The organism is Halomonas sp. 25-S5, from assembly GCF_029889845.1.
Taxonomy (GTDB): domain Bacteria; phylum Pseudomonadota; class Gammaproteobacteria; order Pseudomonadales; family Halomonadaceae; genus Halomonas.
In genome coordinates this window covers 87,709-102,366 of the sequence record NZ_JARANV010000004.1, presented here as the reverse complement: position 1 = coordinate 102,366, position 14,658 = coordinate 87,709, and the positions used below count along the sequence as shown (strand labels likewise).

General features: G+C 67.6%; 15 protein-coding genes and 3 tRNA genes. 15 read left to right on the top strand and 3 right to left on the bottom strand.

The genetic code is table 11. The features are described 5' to 3' along the window. The 7 genes from OP498_RS04850 (at window position 1) to OP498_RS04820 (ending at window position 5,608) form a co-directional block, all read left to right on the top strand. Window positions 1–495: a regulatory protein RecX gene (locus tag OP498_RS04850; protein WP_280546294.1), complete on the top strand. Its 495-nt coding sequence runs from the start codon at window positions 1–3 to the stop codon at window positions 493–495. A 301-nt stretch (window positions 496–796) separates the two neighbouring features. Beyond that, entirely contained in the window at window positions 797–3,406 is a 2,610-nt protein-coding gene (gene alaS / locus OP498_RS04845) for an alanine--tRNA ligase (RefSeq protein WP_280552803.1), read from the top strand. A gap of 105 nt (window positions 3,407–3,511) precedes the next feature. After that, a complete protein-coding gene (locus tag OP498_RS04840) occupies window positions 3,512–4,762 on the top strand; it encodes an aspartate kinase (protein ID WP_280546290.1) in 1,251 nt (416 codons plus the stop codon). A gap of 199 nt (window positions 4,763–4,961) precedes the next feature. Further along, window positions 4,962–5,156, top strand: a complete 195-nt coding sequence (csrA, locus tag OP498_RS04835) for a carbon storage regulator CsrA (RefSeq protein WP_089712664.1) — start codon at window positions 4,962–4,964, stop codon at window positions 5,154–5,156. Between the two features lie 113 nt (window positions 5,157–5,269). Beyond that, a tRNA-Ser gene (locus OP498_RS04830) sits at window positions 5,270–5,362 on the top strand. A gap of 21 nt (window positions 5,363–5,383) precedes the next feature. Continuing rightward, window positions 5,384–5,460 (top strand) — tRNA-Arg (locus tag OP498_RS04825). Window positions 5,461–5,531: 71 nt separating this feature from the next. Further along, window positions 5,532–5,608, top strand: a tRNA-Arg gene (locus OP498_RS04820). Window positions 5,609–5,814: 206 nt separating this feature from the next. Here OP498_RS04820 and OP498_RS04815 read toward each other — a convergent pair. Continuing rightward, window positions 5,815–6,789, bottom strand: coding sequence for a tRNA-dihydrouridine synthase family protein (locus tag OP498_RS04815; RefSeq protein WP_280546286.1), 975 nt, complete (start codon window positions 6,787–6,789; stop codon window positions 5,815–5,817). Between the two features lie 171 nt (window positions 6,790–6,960). Between OP498_RS04815 and OP498_RS04810 the strand changes: the two genes are divergently transcribed. The 3 genes from OP498_RS04810 to OP498_RS04800 are packed head-to-tail and all read left to right on the top strand — an operon-like array spanning window position 6,961 to window position 10,444. Continuing rightward, entirely contained in the window at window positions 6,961–7,215 is a 255-nt protein-coding gene (locus OP498_RS04810) for an OadG family transporter subunit (RefSeq protein WP_280546285.1), read from the top strand. A 50-nt stretch (window positions 7,216–7,265) separates the two neighbouring features. Beyond that, window positions 7,266–9,107, top strand: coding sequence for a sodium-extruding oxaloacetate decarboxylase subunit alpha (oadA, locus tag OP498_RS04805; protein WP_280546284.1), 1,842 nt, complete (start codon window positions 7,266–7,268; stop codon window positions 9,105–9,107). 11 nt (window positions 9,108–9,118) lie between these two features. After that, window positions 9,119–10,444, top strand: a complete 1,326-nt coding sequence (locus OP498_RS04800; protein ID WP_280546283.1) for a sodium ion-translocating decarboxylase subunit beta — start codon at window positions 9,119–9,121, stop codon at window positions 10,442–10,444. Between the two features lie 31 nt (window positions 10,445–10,475). Here the strand turns inward: OP498_RS04800 and OP498_RS04795 are convergent, their stop codons facing one another. Together OP498_RS04795 and lexA are read right to left on the bottom strand one after the other, a co-directional pair. Next, window positions 10,476–11,120 (bottom strand): YigZ family protein, encoded by a 645-nt coding sequence (locus OP498_RS04795; RefSeq protein ID WP_280546282.1) that lies wholly within the window; start codon window positions 11,118–11,120, stop codon window positions 10,476–10,478. Next, entirely contained in the window at window positions 11,120–11,590 is a 471-nt protein-coding gene (gene lexA / locus OP498_RS04790; protein ID WP_280546281.1) for a transcriptional repressor LexA, read from the bottom strand. The genes OP498_RS04795 and lexA overlap by 1 nt, the downstream gene beginning before the upstream one ends. A 205-nt stretch (window positions 11,591–11,795) precedes the next feature. Here lexA and ccmA point away from each other — a divergent pair, with 205 nt between their 5' ends. Genes ccmA through ccmE form a run of 5 tightly spaced genes read left to right on the top strand, consistent with a single transcriptional unit; the run spans window position 11,796 to window position 14,648 of the window. Then, window positions 11,796–12,440 (top strand): cytochrome c biogenesis heme-transporting ATPase CcmA, encoded by a 645-nt coding sequence (ccmA, locus tag OP498_RS04785; RefSeq protein ID WP_280546279.1) that lies wholly within the window; start codon window positions 11,796–11,798, stop codon window positions 12,438–12,440. A gap of 28 nt (window positions 12,441–12,468) precedes the next feature. After that, a complete protein-coding gene (gene ccmB, locus OP498_RS04780; protein ID WP_280546395.1) occupies window positions 12,469–13,170 on the top strand; it encodes a heme exporter protein CcmB in 702 nt (233 codons plus the stop codon). Between the two features lie 14 nt (window positions 13,171–13,184). After that, window positions 13,185–13,925, top strand: a complete 741-nt coding sequence (locus tag OP498_RS04775) for a heme ABC transporter permease (protein ID WP_280546276.1) — start codon at window positions 13,185–13,187, stop codon at window positions 13,923–13,925. Further along, complete coding sequence (gene ccmD / locus OP498_RS04770; RefSeq protein ID WP_280546275.1) at window positions 13,925–14,161, top strand: heme exporter protein CcmD; 237 nt, start codon at window positions 13,925–13,927, stop codon at window positions 14,159–14,161. The genes OP498_RS04775 and ccmD overlap by 1 nt, the downstream gene beginning before the upstream one ends. Beyond that, window positions 14,151–14,648, top strand: coding sequence for a cytochrome c maturation protein CcmE (gene ccmE, locus OP498_RS04765; RefSeq protein ID WP_280546273.1), 498 nt, complete (start codon window positions 14,151–14,153; stop codon window positions 14,646–14,648). The genes ccmD and ccmE overlap by 11 nt, the downstream gene beginning before the upstream one ends. Window positions 14,649–14,658: the final 10 nt, after the last annotated feature.

Below are 14,658 nucleotides of genomic sequence, written 5' to 3'. Positions count from 1 at the left end.
ATGTTCGGACAGCCCACCGGCGGCGGCGAGTCGTCGCCCCGGGACGATGCCATCCGCCTGCTGGCCCGGCGCGAGCATTCGCGCCGAGAACTGGCCGAGCGCCTGGCGGCCAAGGGACACGCCCCCGAGAGCATCGCCGAGTGCCTCGATGACCTGGCCGAGCAGGGGCTGCAGTCTGACGCCCGCTTCGCCGAGAGCTTCCTGCGCTCACGCATCCTGCGGGGCCAGGGGCCGCTGAAGATCCGCATCGAGCTCGAGCGACGCGGCCTCGAGCGCGAGCTCATTCACGCTGCCTTCGCGGAACAGGAAGGGCAGGGCGAGGGCGACTGGTTCGCCCTGGCCTGCGAGGCGCTCGCGCGGCGCTTCACGGGGCCCGGCGAGTCGCCTCGCGAGCGCGCCCGCCGCGAGCGCTTCCTGGCCCAACGGGGCTTCGACTTCGACCAGGTGCGCCATGCCCTGGAACACGCCTGGGACGATGACACACCCAGCGGGTAGCATAGACAGCTGTATTGCTCGGGGCTGTTCCGGCGGAAGGCCTTCGAGGAGGCGCTGTGAACCCCTCCCTGGGCGCTACCGACGCCATCCCTGGCGTAGGACCTCCTCTTCGGCCTCCCCCCGGCGCCCCTCCTTGATAAGCGACTGCAGTAGCCTGGCGCCCCTTCAGTCCCTTGACAACTGCGCTATAATGGCTCCCTTTGCGAACGCCCCGGGTGGCATTCCGCGGCACCACGATGCGCCTGGAGACTGCGCTGCGTGGTGCCCACCGGGCCACCATGTTCATCGCCACGGATACCCCATGAAAAGCGCAGACATCAGACAGGCCTTTCTGAGTTACTTCGAGGCGCACGGCCATACCGTCGTGCCCTCCAGCTCACTGGTTCCCGGCAACGACCCGACCCTGCTGTTCACCAATGCCGGCATGGTGCCGTTCAAGGACGTCTTCCTGGGTCGTGACCCCCGTCCCTACGTGCGTGCGGCCTCGTCCCAGCGCTGCGTGCGCGCCGGCGGCAAGCACAACGACCTCGACAATGTCGGCTATACCGCCCGCCACCACACCTTCTTCGAGATGCTGGGCAACTTCAGCTTCGGTGACTACTTCAAGCGCGATGCCATCCGCTTTGCCTGGGAGTTTCTCACCGAGACCCTGGGGCTGCCGAAGGAGAAGCTGTGGGTCACCGTGCACGTCAGCGACGATGAGGCCGAGCGCATCTGGAAGGACGAGATGGGCATCGACCCCGAGCGCTTCTCCACGCTCGACGAGGACAACTTCTGGCAGATGGGCGACACCGGCCCCTGCGGGCCGAGCTCCGAGATCTTCTTCGATCACGGCCCCGAGGTATGGGGCGGGCCGCCCGGCAGTCCCGAGGAGGACGGCGACCGCTACATCGAGATCTGGAACCTGGTGTTCATGCAGTTCGACCGCGATGCGGCCGGTACCCTGCACCCGCTGCCCAAACCCTCCATCGATACCGGCATGGGCCTGGAGCGCATCGCCGCGGTGATGCAGGGCGTGCACTCCAACTACGAGATCGACCTCTTCCAGAACCTGCTCGAGGCCGCGGCCCGCGCCACCGGCCATGCCGATACTTCCACACCGTCACTGCGGGTCATCGCCGACCATATCCGTTCCTGCGCCTTCCTGATTGCCGACGGCGTGATGCCCTCCAACGAGGGGCGCGGCTACGTGCTGCGCCGGATCATCCGTCGCGCCATTCGCCACGGGCACAAGCTGGGCGCGCGCGGCAACTTCTTCCACAAGCTGGTGGGCGCGTTGGATGTGGAGATGGGCGAGGCGTTTCCCGAGCTGCGCGAGGCGCGCCACCAGATCGAGCGCGTCCTGCTCAAGGAGGAGGAGCAGTTCGCCCGTACCCTGGAGCATGGCATGGGCCTGCTCGAGGAGGCCCTGGCGGGGCTCGGGGGCGATACCCTGCCCGGCGAGACGGTCTTCAAGCTCTATGACACCTACGGCTTCCCCTTCGACCTGACCGCCGACGTCTGCCGGGAGCGCGGCGTGAGCCTCGACGCGGCCGGCTTCGAGCGCGAGCTCCAGGCCCAGCGCGAGCGTGCCCGCGCGGCCAGCCAGTTCGGCGCCGACTACGCTGCCGCCCTGGACCTGGAGGGCGAGACCGCCTTCACCGGCCATGACCTGCTGGAGGATCGCGCCACCGTCACCGCCCTGGTCGATCACGAGGGTAATCCCCTGGCGCGGCTCGAGCCGGAGCAGCGCGGCGTGGTGGTGCTGGACCGCACGCCCTTCTATGGCGAGTCCGGTGGCCAGGTCGGCGATACCGGCTACCTGGAGCTCGACGGCGGACGCTTCCTGGTGACCGATACCCAGAAGCAGGCCGGCCATCACCTGCACCACGGCGTGCTGCTCGAAGGGGCGCTGGCGGTGGGGACCGATGTCCGCCCCCGGGTCGACGCCAGCCTGCGGGCGGCCACGGTACGCAACCACTCCGCGACCCACCTGATGCACAAGGCGCTGCGCCTGGTGCTTGGCGACCACGTGGCGCAGAAGGGCTCGCTGGTCACCCCCGAGCGGCTGCGCTTCGATTTCAGCCACTTCGAGCCCATGACCCCGGAGCAGTTGGCCGAGGTAGAGCGCCTGGTCAACGCTCAGATACTCGCCAACGCGCCGACCCGCATCGAGCAGATGAGCCTCGACGAGGCCAAGGCCAAGGGCGCCGCTGCGCTGTTCGAGGCCAAGTATGCCGACAGCGTGCGGGTGCTGACCATCGGCGCCGACGACTTCTCCATCGAGCTGTGCGGCGGCACCCACGTGGCGCGCAGCGGCGATATCGGCTGCTTCCATATCGTCAGCGAGGCAGGCATCGCCAGCGGCGTGCGCCGCATCGAGGCGATTACCGGCGAGGGGGCGCTGGCTTGGTTCCGCGAGCAGGAGGCGCGCCTTAATCGCATCGGCGAGCGCCTCAAGGCCAAGCCGGAGCAGGCCGAGGAGCGCCTCGAGTCGCTTCTCGAACGCAACCGCACCCTGGAGAAGGAGCTCGAGCGCCTCAAGGCCAAGCTGGCCAGCGCCGCGGGCAACGACATGGTCAATGAGGCCCGCGAGGTCAAGGGCGTCAAGGTGCTGGCCAAGCACCTCGAGGGTGTGGCCGGCAAGGAGCTGCGCGGCATGCTCGACCAGCTCAAGAACAAGCTCGGCTCCGGCATCGTGGTGCTGGGCGTGGCCGACGCCGAGGCCGGCAAGGTCAGCCTGATCGCCGGCGTCACCGATGACCTGACCGGCAGCATCAAGGCCGGCGAGCTGGTCAACCACGTGGCGGCCCAGGTCGGCGGCAAGGGCGGTGGTCGGCCCGACATGGCCCAGGCCGGCGGCAGCGACGTCACGGCACTGCCCGGCGCGCTGCAAGGCGTGCCAGCCTGGGTCGAGCAGCGACTCCCGTAAGGGCTGGCAGGGCCGGCGACAGCGATGCCCCGGCCCTCGTCATCTTCACTCACCTTTCACTCATCCGAGCGCGACGCGCACTCGACGCACGAGGGAAATCGGCATATGGCACTATACGTACAGAAGTTCGGCGGCACCTCGGTGGGCTCCGTGGAGCGCATCAAGGCCGTGGCCGAGAAGGTCAAGGGCTGTCGCGACAACGGCCATCAGATCGTCGTGGTGGTCTCCGCCATGAGCGGCGAGACCAATCGCCTGATCGGCATGGCCAACGAGATCAACGACGAGCCGACGCCGCGCGAGATGGACATGCTGGTCTCCACCGGCGAGCAGGTGACCATCTCGCTGCTGGCCATGGCGCTGCACAAGATCGGCGTGCCGGCGACCTCCTATACCGGGTCCCAGGTGGGCATCCGCACCGACAGTGCCCACACCAAGGCGCGCATCCAGCGCATCGAGACCGATGAGCTGCAGGCCGACCTGGACGACGGCCAGGTGGTCGTGGTCGCCGGTTTCCAGGGCGTCGACGAGGAGGGCAACATCACCACCCTCGGCCGCGGCGGCTCCGACACCACCGGCGTGGCGCTGGCGGCGGCGCTGAAGGCCGACGAGTGCCAGATCTATACCGACGTCGACGGCGTCTACACCACCGACCCGCGGGTCTGTTCCAGGGCCCAGCGCCTCGACACCATCACCGTCGAGGAGATGCTGGAGCTGGCGAGCCTGGGCTCCAAGGTGCTGCAGATTCGCGCCGTCGAATTCGCCGGCAAGTACAATGTCCCGCTGCGCGTGCTGTCCAGCTTCGAGGATGGCCCCGGCACTTTGATCGTTGCAGACTCCGACCAAGACGAGGATTCCATGGAAGAACCGCTGATCTCCGGCATCGCCTTCACCGCCAGCGAAGCCAAGCTGACCCTGCTCAATACGCCCGACGTGCCGGGTGTGGCCTCGCGCATCCTGGGGCCGATCGCCGATGCCAACATCGAGGTCGACATGATCGTCCAGAACGTGGCGCCGGCCGGTGACTACACTGATTTCACCTTCACGGTGGCCAAGGGCGACTACAAGCAGACCATGAAGATCCTCCAGGAGCAGGTCATTCCCGACCTGGGCGGCGGCGAACTGCGCGGGGACGACAACATCGCCAAGGTCTCGCTGGTCGGGGTGGGCATGCGCTCCCATGCCGGGGTCGCCGCCAAGTTCTTCCGCGTGCTGGCCGACGAGAACATCAATATCCGCATGGTCTCCACCTCCGAGATCAAGATCTCCGTGGTGATCGACGACAAGCACATGGAGCTGGCGGTCAAGGCGCTGCACAAGGCCTTCGGCCTCGACAAGAGCGATATCGAGCCCGAATAGGGCTCCCTCGGGGCGGCGACACCTTCTACGCTTGTAGGGAAGACCGCGACACCCGTGCCACAGGGCTTCCTTTCAACGTGACGCGGGCGTCTCATGGGTCGGCGCCATTGGTCAGGGACGACGACATGTCGCACAATGTAACTTCGTCGTCCCTGCCGGCGAGCATCCCGTAGCCAGAAGTCTGAGAAGGAGATCAGTCATGCTCATCCTGACCCGCCGTGTCGGCGAAACCCTGATGATCGGTGACGACATCACCGTGACCGTCCTTGGCGTCAAGGGCAATCAGGTCCGCATCGGCGTCAATGCCCCCAAGGATGTCGCCGTGCATCGCGAGGAGATCTACCAGCGCATCCAGCGCGAGAAGGCCGATTCCGGCCTCGAGAGCGATGACTAGCACGCGGCCGGGTGCTCGAGGCGGGAGCGCCATCGCGGGGTCATGGCGAAAAATCGCCCGGGTCGCTGGACAATGGCCTTCTAAAACGGTAGGATACGCACCGTGCCGATGAGGGAGAGGTGGCCGAGTGGCTGAAGGCGCTCCCCTGCTAAGGGAGTAAGGGGTTTATAGCCTCTTCGAGGGTTCGAATCCCTCCCTCTCCGCCATCGTCGTCACGCGAAGGTCAAGCGCCCGTAGCTCAGCTGGATAGAGTACCTGACTACGAATCAGGTGGTCGGAGGTTCGAATCCTCCCGGGCGCGCCATCTTCACACCGGATGTGATCAGCGGCATGCTGCCTGGCCCATCCCTGCAATGACTCTGCTCGTTGCCTTACGCGCCCGTAGCTCAGCTGGATAGAGTACCTGACTACGAATCAGGTGGTCGGAGGTTCGAATCCTCCCGGGCGCGCCAGATATCGACCCGTCCTCACTGCGAGGGCGGGTCTTCTGCTTTCCGGACCCGCTGTTCCGAGGTTTCACCGGTGTCTCGGGTTCCGGCCTTCTGCTAGCCGGGTCGGCGTTCCTCGCGTGCCGGCCCGGCGATCGTTTGAGGCGCCGTCGTGATGCGACGAGCGTCTCTTTTTTGTGGGCGCCTGTCGCCCTCCGGTGTCCCCGCCCTCAGGCCGTCTCGGCGCGAACGCTCAGAGGCGGCCAGGTGGCGGCAGCAGGGGGCTCGAGGCCGGCGAGCAGGGCGTCCAGCTCGCGTAGCCGCTTCACCGCCTGGAAGCGGCGAGCCGCCTCATCGTCGCGCTGGCGCATATGGTTGAGCCACTGCTTGATCAGGGCCGTGACGACACGCTCAGGAAGTGTGCTACGCTGCAATGCAGCAAAATCGGCGAGGATCTGCGCGCGGGCCCGCCAGGGCGTGCCGGGCAATCGCTCGCCCGTCGCCTGCCAATGGCGGATGCGCGCCGCCAGCCAGGGGTCGGCCAGGGCGCCGCGGCCGAGCATCACGTCGCGACACCCGGAGAGGGTGCGGGCCTTCCAGTAGTCCTCCAGGGTCCAGATGTCGCCGTTGGCGACCACCGGGATGGAGAGGCGCTGGTGGATGCGGCCGATCCACTCCCAGTGGGCAGGCGGGCGGTATCCCTCGTCGCGGGTGCGGCCGTGGACCACCAGCCGCTGGGCACCGGCGTCCTGGGTGGCCAGGGCGCAGGCCAGGGCCAGGCGACGATCGGAGAAGCCCAGGCGGATCTTGGCCGTCACCGGGATCTCGTCGCCCACGGCCCGTGACACCGCCAATACGGCGGCATGGACCCGTCGCGGGTCACGCAGCAGCGAGGCGCCACCATCGTGACGGTTGACCAGCTTGGCCGGACAGCCGAAATTGAGATCCAGGCCGGTGGCGCCGAGTCGCAGGGCTTGGCGGGCATTGGCCGCGAGGGCCTCGGGATCGGCGCCCAGCAGTTGCAGCTGCACGGGGACGCCGCTCGGCGTGGTGACGCCAGGGCGCGCCAGTTCCGGGCAGTGCCGGTGGAAGACGCGAGGCGGCAGGCAGGCGTCCACCACGCGCACGAATTCGGTCACCCCCCAGTCGAAACCGGGGGTGCGGGTCAGGAGGTCGCGGGTCACCGCATCGATGACCCCTTCCATGGGCGCTAGGCCGATCCGTCCATTATGTAGTAAATTAACAACGATGGCTTCCACCATGACGCCATTGCAATCTGTCGGGGATGTGGCAGGTTATAGCATCCTAAAAAATGCGCAAGCCGGGTTTTCTCGTAAGATCGAGGCAAACTAAGCGCAAAAAACAGGAGAATTCGCATGCAGGACACACAGCTGCTCAACGAGGGGCTTGCCCTGATGGGCCTCGGCATGGGCTTCGTCTTTGTTTTTCTTACCGTGCTGGTGATCGTCACGACGCTGATGTCCAAGGCCATCGGTCGCTTCTTCCCCGAGCCCGTCGCGCCCGAGGCGCCGGCACGGGGCGGGGCTAGAGCCCAGGCGAGCCAGGGCGATGACGTGATGGTCGCCATTAGCACCGCGGTGCATCGCTATCGCCGCCGCCACCGCCGCTGAGGCGGCCGCTCCCCCTTTCCCCTTCCATCCATAACGACAAGGTCACGACCATGACTGACAAGACACGCCCACTTGGCATCACCGATGTCGTCCTGCGCGATGCCCACCAGTCGCTGTTCGCCACCCGCATGCGCCTCGATGACATGCTGCCCATCGCCGAGAAGCTCGACCGCGTCGGCTTCTGGTCGCTGGAGTCCTGGGGCGGGGCCACCTTCGACGCCTGTATCCGCTACCTCGGCGAAGATCCGTGGGAGCGGATACGGGCGTTGAAGGCGGCCATGCCCAACACCCCCCAGCAGATGCTGCTGCGTGGCCAGAACCTGCTCGGCTATCGCCACTACGCCGATGACGTGGTGGATAAGTTCGTCGAACGGGCCAAGGCCAACGGCGTCGACGTGTTTCGCGTCTTCGATGCCATGAACGACCCGCGCAACCTGGAGCGGGCCATCCAGGCGGTACGCAAGGTCGAGGGCCATGCCCAGGGTACGCTCTCCTATACCGTGAGCCCGGTGCACACGCTGGACGGCTGGGTCGAGCTCGGCAAGACCATCGCCGCCATGGGCGCCGACTCTCTGGCCATCAAGGACATGGCCGGCCTGCTCAAACCCTATGATGCCTATGAGCTGGTCACCAAGCTCAAGGCCGCCGTGGATATCCCCATCCACATGCAGTGCCATGCCACTACCGGCATGTCCACCGCCACTGCCTTAAAGGCCGCCGAGGCGGGCATCGACAACGTCGATACTGCCATCTCCTCGATGTCCATGACCTATGGCCACAGCCCCACCGAGTCGGTGGTGGCCATCCTCCAGGGCACCGAGCGGGACACCGGCCTGGACCTCGAGCTGCTCGAGGGGATCGCCGCCTACTTCCGCGAGGTGCGCAAGAAGTACGCCGCCTTCGAGGGCTCGCTCAAGGGTATCGACTCGCGCATCCTGATCGCCCAGGTGCCGGGCGGCATGCTCACCAACATGGAAGGCCAGCTCAAGGAGCAGGGCGCCGGCGACAAGCTCGACGACGTGCTCCAGGAGATCCCACGGGTGCGCGAGGACCTGGGCTTCATTCCGCTGGTCACCCCGACCTCGCAGATCGTTGGCACCCAGGCGGTGATGAACGTGATGATGGGCAGCCGATACAAGTCGATCTCCAAGGAGGTCCAGGCGCTGCTCAAGGGCGAGTACGGTGCCGCCCCGGCGCCGTTCAACAAGGAGCTGCAGGCGCGTGTGCTGGAGGGGGGCGAGCCGATCACCTGTCGCCCGGCCGACAACCTCAGCCCCGAGATGGACAAGCTGGCCGCCGAGCTCAAGGAAAAGGCCAAGGCCGAGGGCATCCGCCTGGCCGAGGGCGAGCGCGAGATCGACGACGTGCTGACCTATGCGCTCTTCCCGCAGATCGGCCTGAAGTTCCTCAAGAACCGCGACAACCCGGATGCCTTCGAGCCGGCGCCCCAGGCTCCTGGTAAAGAGACGTCCGACGCCAGCCTGCCGGCCTCTCCACAGAAAGGCGGGGCCGAGGCCAGGGCGCCGGCGACCCAGGGCGCGGCCCCGGCCGGCCCCGAGACCTATACCGTCAAGGTCAATGGCAAGCAGTACGTGGTCGAGGTCGCCGAAGGCGGCGAGGTCGGCCAGGTGGCCGAGCAGGGCGGCAGCGCGCCGGCCGCGAGCGAGCCCGCCGCGCCGTCCGGCGAGGCGATCACCGCGCCGCTCGCCGGCAACATCTTCAAGGTCAACGTGCGCCAGGGCGACAGCGTCGAGGAGGGCGACGTGGTGATCATCCTCGAGGCCATGAAGATGGAGACCGAGGTGCGCGCCACCGCTGCCGGCACCGTCTCCTCCGTCAATGTCAGCGAGGGCGACAGCGTCGTCGTCGGTGATGTCCTGATCGAGCTCTGAGGAAGGTACCCATGACGGAGAAGATACTGACACTCTGGACCGGCTCGGGGCTCTACAACCTGAGCCTCGGCCAGGCGGTGATGGTGCTGGTCGGGCTGCTGCTGCTGTGGCTGGCCATGGCCAAGAAGTTCGAGCCGTTGCTGCTGGTGCCGATCGGCTTCGGCGGCATCCTGGCCAACATTCCCGAGGCGGGCCTCGCCCTGTCGGCGGCCGAGCAGGCGGCGCACCTGGCGCGGCCGGCGCTGCTCGAGCAGATGGCCGCGACCCTGCAGCTCGGCCTCGACCCGGCCGCCGGCATCGACGCCTGGCGCCATACCCTGACCGAGGTCCTGCATGGCGACGTCTCGCCGGCGCTGCTGCGGGCCGCCAACGACATGGCCATGGACGCCGGCTTCGCCCACGGCATGCTCTACCAGTTCTACAGCGTGGCGATCGCCTCGGGCATCGCCCCGCTGGTGATCTTCATGGGCGTGGGGGCGATGACCGACTTCGGGCCGCTGCTGGCCAATCCCCGGACCCTGTTCCTGGGCGCGGCGGCGCAGTTCGGCATCTTCGCCACCCTGCTCGGCGCGGTGGGCATGTCGGCCATGGGCTGGATGGACTTCTCGCTCAACCAGGCCGCCGCCATCGGCATCATCGGCGGCGCCGACGGCCCCACCTCGATCTATGTGTCGAGTATCCTGGCCCCGGAGCTGTTGGGCGCCATCGCCGTGGCCTCCTACTCCTACATGGCGCTGGTACCGCTGATTCAGCCACCGATCATGAAGGCGCTGACCTCGAAGCGGGAACGCGAGATCGTCATGACCCAGCTGCGGCCGGTGTCGAAGCTCGAGAAGATCGTCTTTCCGCTGGCGCTGCTGATCCTGGTGGTGCTCTTCCTGCCGGATGCCGCACCGCTGCTGGGGATGTTCTGCTTCGGCAACCTGATGCGCGAGTGCGGGGTGGTGGAGCGGCTCTCCGACACCGCTCAGAACGCGCTGATCAACATCGTGACCATCTTCCTCGGCCTCTCGGTGGGCTCCAAACTGATGGCCGACCGCTTCCTGGCCGTGGAGACCCTGGGGATCCTGGCGCTGGGCATGGTGGCCTTCGCCATCGGCACTGCCTGCGGGATCCTGATGGCCAAGCTGATGAATGCGGTGAGTCGCATGCCGATCAACCCGCTGATCGGCTCGGCGGGGGTCTCGGCGGTACCCATGGCAGCAAGGGTCTCCAACAAGGTGGGGCTGGAGTCCAACCCCCACAACTTCCTGCTGATGCACGCCATGGGGCCCAACGTGGCCGGGGTGATCGGCTCGGCGGTGGCCGCCGGGGTGATGATCAAGTACCTGGGGTGATCGGCAGGACCCCGTTGACCCGTAACGGCGCCTACGGGCGCCGTTCGTCGTGGTGGGGTCGATCGTCCAGTCGTGCCAGCCTTCCCCGCAGGCGTGCCTCGAGGGCGCTCAGGTCGTCGGGGGCGTCGCTGGGCCAGCCCACGGTGAGGTCCACCCCGTCGGCGCCGTAGTCGGCCTGCTCGACCGGGACGTCCTGTTCGGCCAGCCAGGCGCGGGCCTCGGCCTCGCCGGCGAAGTCGACCCGCAGGCGCAGCGGGGTGCGCTCGACCACCGCGCGGCGCGGCAGGGCCTCCAGGCCTTCGGCCACGGCGCGGGAGTAGGCGCGCGCCAGGCCGCCGGTGCCGAGCTTGGTGCCGCCGAAGTAGCGCGTGACCACACAGCCGACCTGGCCGAGGCCGGCGCCCTCCAGTACCTGGAACATGGGGCGCCCGGCGGTGCCGCCGGGCTCGCCGTCGTCGGAGAAGCCGATGGCGGTCTGCTCGCCGGGCGGGCCGGCGATGAAGGCACTGCAGTGGTGGCTGGCGTTGGGGTGGGTGCGGCGTGCTTCGGCCAGCATCGCCGCGAAGGCGGTCGTGTCCGGCGCATGGCAGATCCAGGTGATGAAGCGGCTCTTCTCCACTTCCAGTTCGCTCTCCTGCCAGCGTCCCGCAGGAACGTCGGGGACGGCATAGCGCATCAGGCGGCCAGCTCCACCTGGCGTACCACGCCCATCACCAGGCCGATCACCTGGATGTCGTCGTTGCGCAGGTAGATGGGGGCCATGCGCTCGTTGGCCGGCTGCAGGCGCACGCCTGACTTTTCGATGTAGAGCTTCTTCAGGGTGACCTCCTGGTCGTTGATCATCACCACGGCGGTCTCGCCGTTCTCGGCACTCTCGCGGCGCTCGATGATGATCACATCCCCGTCGAAGATGTTGCAATCGACCATCGAGTCACCGCGTACTCGCAGGGCATAGGTGTTGCGACGCACCATGCGCGTGGGCACCTGGATGCAGCCGGCCTCGGGGCAGGCCTCGATGGGCATTCCCGCCGAGACGCGGCCGAGCAGCGGGATCTCGGTCAGGTCGTCGGCCGCGATGGCCGCCCAGGCCTGGGCGAGCGGGAGGTTGGGGCGGCGCTCCAGGTACTGCGGTGTGACGTTGGGCATGCGATGTTTCCCCTGTCGTCAATGACTGTCGATACGTACAGTGTTTCACGAGCATAGCAGCGGACCGGAATCTGGCAAGGGATGGCGGTCCACGCAAGGCGTGATCCAGGGCAAGTGCGACCGGCTGACGCAGCCGGCTCGACTGGTAGCCAGGGCCCTTTCCGTGTAGAGTTCCGAGCGAAATACCCCATGCCGGGAGAGTGCCTTGAGCCTGCGTCTGCAAGCCCGAAAGCTGGCCTGTGAGCGGGACGATCGCTGGCTGTTCCGAGACCTGGATCTGGACATTCATGCCGGCGAGATCGTGCGTGTGGAAGGCCCCAACGGCAGCGGCAAGACCACCCTGCTGAAGATCCTGTCCGGGCAGCTGGCTGACTTCCAGGGTGAGCTCTACTGGAACGACCACCCCATGCGGCGCTCGCGCCAGGACTTCCTGGCCAACCTGCTCTACCTGGGCCATGCGCCGGGGGTCAAGGCGGCGCTGACGCCACTGGAGAACCTGGCCTGGTACCAGGCCCTGGCGGGCGAGCCCGATGACGAGGCCGCGCGCTTCGCGGCACTCGCGGCCGTGGGGCTCGCCGGCTTCGAGGACCTGCCCGCCGGCCAGCTCTCTGCCGGCCAGCAGCGCCGGGTGGCCCTGGCCCGGCTGGAGCTGATCCCGCGTGCGCTCTGGGTGCTCGACGAGCCCTTCACCGCCATCGACCGCGACGGCGTGGCGGCCCTCGAGGGGCGCCTGGCGGCTCATGCCCGGCGTGGCGGCTGCGTGCTGGTCACCACCCACCACGAACTGGCCGATTCTCCTGCGTTGCGGCGCATCCGGCTGGGGCAGGGGGGCGACGATGCCGCACGCTGAGTCACGCCTGGCGCAGGAGCCGGGTGACATGCCGCTGTTCCGGGAACCCGAGGGCGGTGCCGGGGTCGCAATTCGAGCGACGCTGAAGCGTGACCTGGTGCTGATGATGCGCCGGCGCAGCGAGGTGCTCAACCCGCTGGTGTTCTTCGCCCTGGTGATCACCCTGTTCCCGATCGGCATCTCGCCGGACCCGGAGCTGCTGGCGACCATCGCCCCGGGCCTGCTGTGGGTGGCGGCCCTGCTCGCGGCGCTGCTCTCCCTGGATAGCCTGTTTCGCAGCGACTATGACGACGGCTCCCTGGAGCAGCTGCTGCTCTCGCCCCAGCCGCTGCCGGCGTTGGCGCTCGCCAAGGTAGCGGTGCACTGGCTGCTGACCGGCCTGCCGCTGGCGCTGATGGCGCCGCTGCTGGGCATCATGCTGTCGCTGCCGGCAGGCAGCTATGCGGTGCTGTCGCTGTCGCTGGCGCTGGGCACTGCCAGCCTGAGCCTGATCGGCGCCATCGGGGCGGCGCTGACCGTGGGGCTCTCGCGGGGTGGCGTGCTGCTCTCGCTGCTGGTGCTGCCTCTCTATATCCCGGTGCTGATCTTCGGCGCCGGGGCCGTGCAGGCGGCCATCCTCGGCGATGGCGTCTCGGCGCATCTGGCCATCCTGGGTGCGCTCCTGGCAGTGGCGCTGAGCCTCGCCCCCTGGGCGATCGCGGCGTCACTGCGCATCAGTATCAACGGTTGAGGACGACAATCGGCATGTGGGCCTTCATACACAAGCTCGGATCCCCCAAGTGGTTCTATGGCATCAGCGCGCGGCTCTCGCCCTGGTTCTGGGCGGCGGCGGTGGTGCTGATCCTGGTCGGTAGCGCCTGGGGACTGGCCTTCGCCCCGGCGGACTACCAGCAGGGCAACAGTTTCCGCATCATCTACGTGCACGTGCCGGCGGCCTTCCTGGCTCAGTCGATCTTCGTCAGCATGGCGGTGGCCGGCTTCATCTTCATGGTCTGGAAGATCAAGATCGCCGACATGGCGGCGGCGATGATGGCCCCGCTGGGCGCTGCCATGACTTTCGTGGCGCTGTTCTCCGGCGCGGTGTGGGGCGTGCCGACCTGGGGCACCTGGTGGATGTGGGACGCGCGCCTGACCTCGATGCTCATCCTGCTGTTCCTCTACTTCGGCGTCATTGCCCTGCGCGGCGCCTTCACCAGCCGCGACAGCGCCTCTCGGGCCGCCTCGGTGCTGGCCATGGTCGGCGTAATCAACATCCCTATCATCAAGTACTCGGTGGACTGGTGGTACACCCTGCACCAGCCGGCCACCTTCAGCGTCACCTCGCGCCCGGCCATGCCGTTGGAGATGTGGGCCCCGCTGCTGATCATGGTGCTGGGCTTCTACTGCTTCTTCATTGCGGTGACCCTGATGCGCACCCGCAGCGAGATCCTGCGTCGCGAAGCGAGCAAGCGCTGGGTGCGTGAGCTGGCCGAGGAGGTGAGCTGATGGCGTTCGACTCCCTGTCGGCCTTCCTGGCCATGGGCGGCCATGGCGTCTACGTCTGGGCGGCCTGGGGCGTCACCGGGCTGCTGCTGGTGGGGGTGGTCATTCACGCCCGCGCCGAGCGTCGAGCGCTGTTGCGCGACCTGCGGCGCCGGGCGCGTCGCGCGCAATACCACGGCGCCTCGGGCGCCGCCGCACCGCCGATTTCACATCAAGAGGGCCGCGCCCGTGAGAGCTAAACGCAAGCAGAAGCTGTTCGTGATCCTGGGGCTGGTCTCGCTGGTCGCCATCGCCGTGGGCCTGACCCTCTATGCCCTGCGCAGCAACATCAACCTCTTCTTCAGCCCGGTACAGATCGCCGCCGGGGATGCTCCCCTGGAACGCCAGCTCCGCGCTGGCGGCATGGTCAAGGAGGGCTCGGTGGATCGCGACAAGCAGAGTCTCGAGGTGACGTTCACCGTCACCGATTATGTCGATGACCTCGAGGTGCGCTATAGCGGCATCCTGCCCGACCTGTTCCGCGAGGGGCAGGGCGTGGTGGTGGTCGGCGAGCTCCAGCAGGATGGCTGGCTGCGGGCCGACCAGGTGCTGGCGCGTCACGACGAGAACTACATGCCCCCCGAGGTGGCCCAGGCCCTGGAGGAGGCCGGCTACTCGCCGGAGGACTACCAGGCCAAGGCGCCCGAGCGGCTGGACGCGCAGGATGACGGCGCCAGCCAGAACTGACCCGGAGTAC

Bases quoted from the DNA above. Each gene is read 5' to 3' on its own strand.
- lexA (WP_280546281.1), bottom strand. From the start codon at position 11,590: ATGCCCAACGTCACACCGCAGTACCTGGAGCGCCGCCCCAACCTCCCG.
- ccmD (WP_280546275.1), top strand. From the start codon at position 13,925: ATGGCGTTCGACTCCCTGTCGGCCTTCCTGGCCATGGGCGGCCATGGC.
- OP498_RS04795 (WP_280546282.1), bottom strand. From the start codon at position 11,120: ATGCGCTATGCCGTCCCCGACGTTCCTGCGGGACGCTGGCAGGAGAGC.
- alaS (WP_280552803.1), top strand. From the start codon at position 797: ATGAAAAGCGCAGACATCAGACAGGCCTTTCTGAGTTACTTCGAGGCG.
- OP498_RS04810 (WP_280546285.1), top strand. From the start codon at position 6,961: ATGCAGGACACACAGCTGCTCAACGAGGGGCTTGCCCTGATGGGCCTC.
- ccmB (WP_280546395.1), top strand. From the start codon at position 12,469: ATGCCGCTGTTCCGGGAACCCGAGGGCGGTGCCGGGGTCGCAATTCGA.
- csrA (WP_089712664.1), top strand. From the start codon at position 4,962: ATGCTCATCCTGACCCGCCGTGTCGGCGAAACCCTGATGATCGGTGAC.
- OP498_RS04815 (WP_280546286.1), bottom strand. From the start codon at position 6,789: ATGGAAGGGGTCATCGATGCGGTGACCCGCGACCTCCTGACCCGCACC.
- OP498_RS04850 (WP_280546294.1), top strand. From the start codon at position 1: ATGTTCGGACAGCCCACCGGCGGCGGCGAGTCGTCGCCCCGGGACGAT.
- OP498_RS04840 (WP_280546290.1), top strand. From the start codon at position 3,512: ATGGCACTATACGTACAGAAGTTCGGCGGCACCTCGGTGGGCTCCGTG.
- oadA (WP_280546284.1), top strand. From the start codon at position 7,266: ATGACTGACAAGACACGCCCACTTGGCATCACCGATGTCGTCCTGCGC.
- OP498_RS04775 (WP_280546276.1), top strand. From the start codon at position 13,185: ATGTGGGCCTTCATACACAAGCTCGGATCCCCCAAGTGGTTCTATGGC.
- OP498_RS04800 (WP_280546283.1), top strand. From the start codon at position 9,119: ATGACGGAGAAGATACTGACACTCTGGACCGGCTCGGGGCTCTACAAC.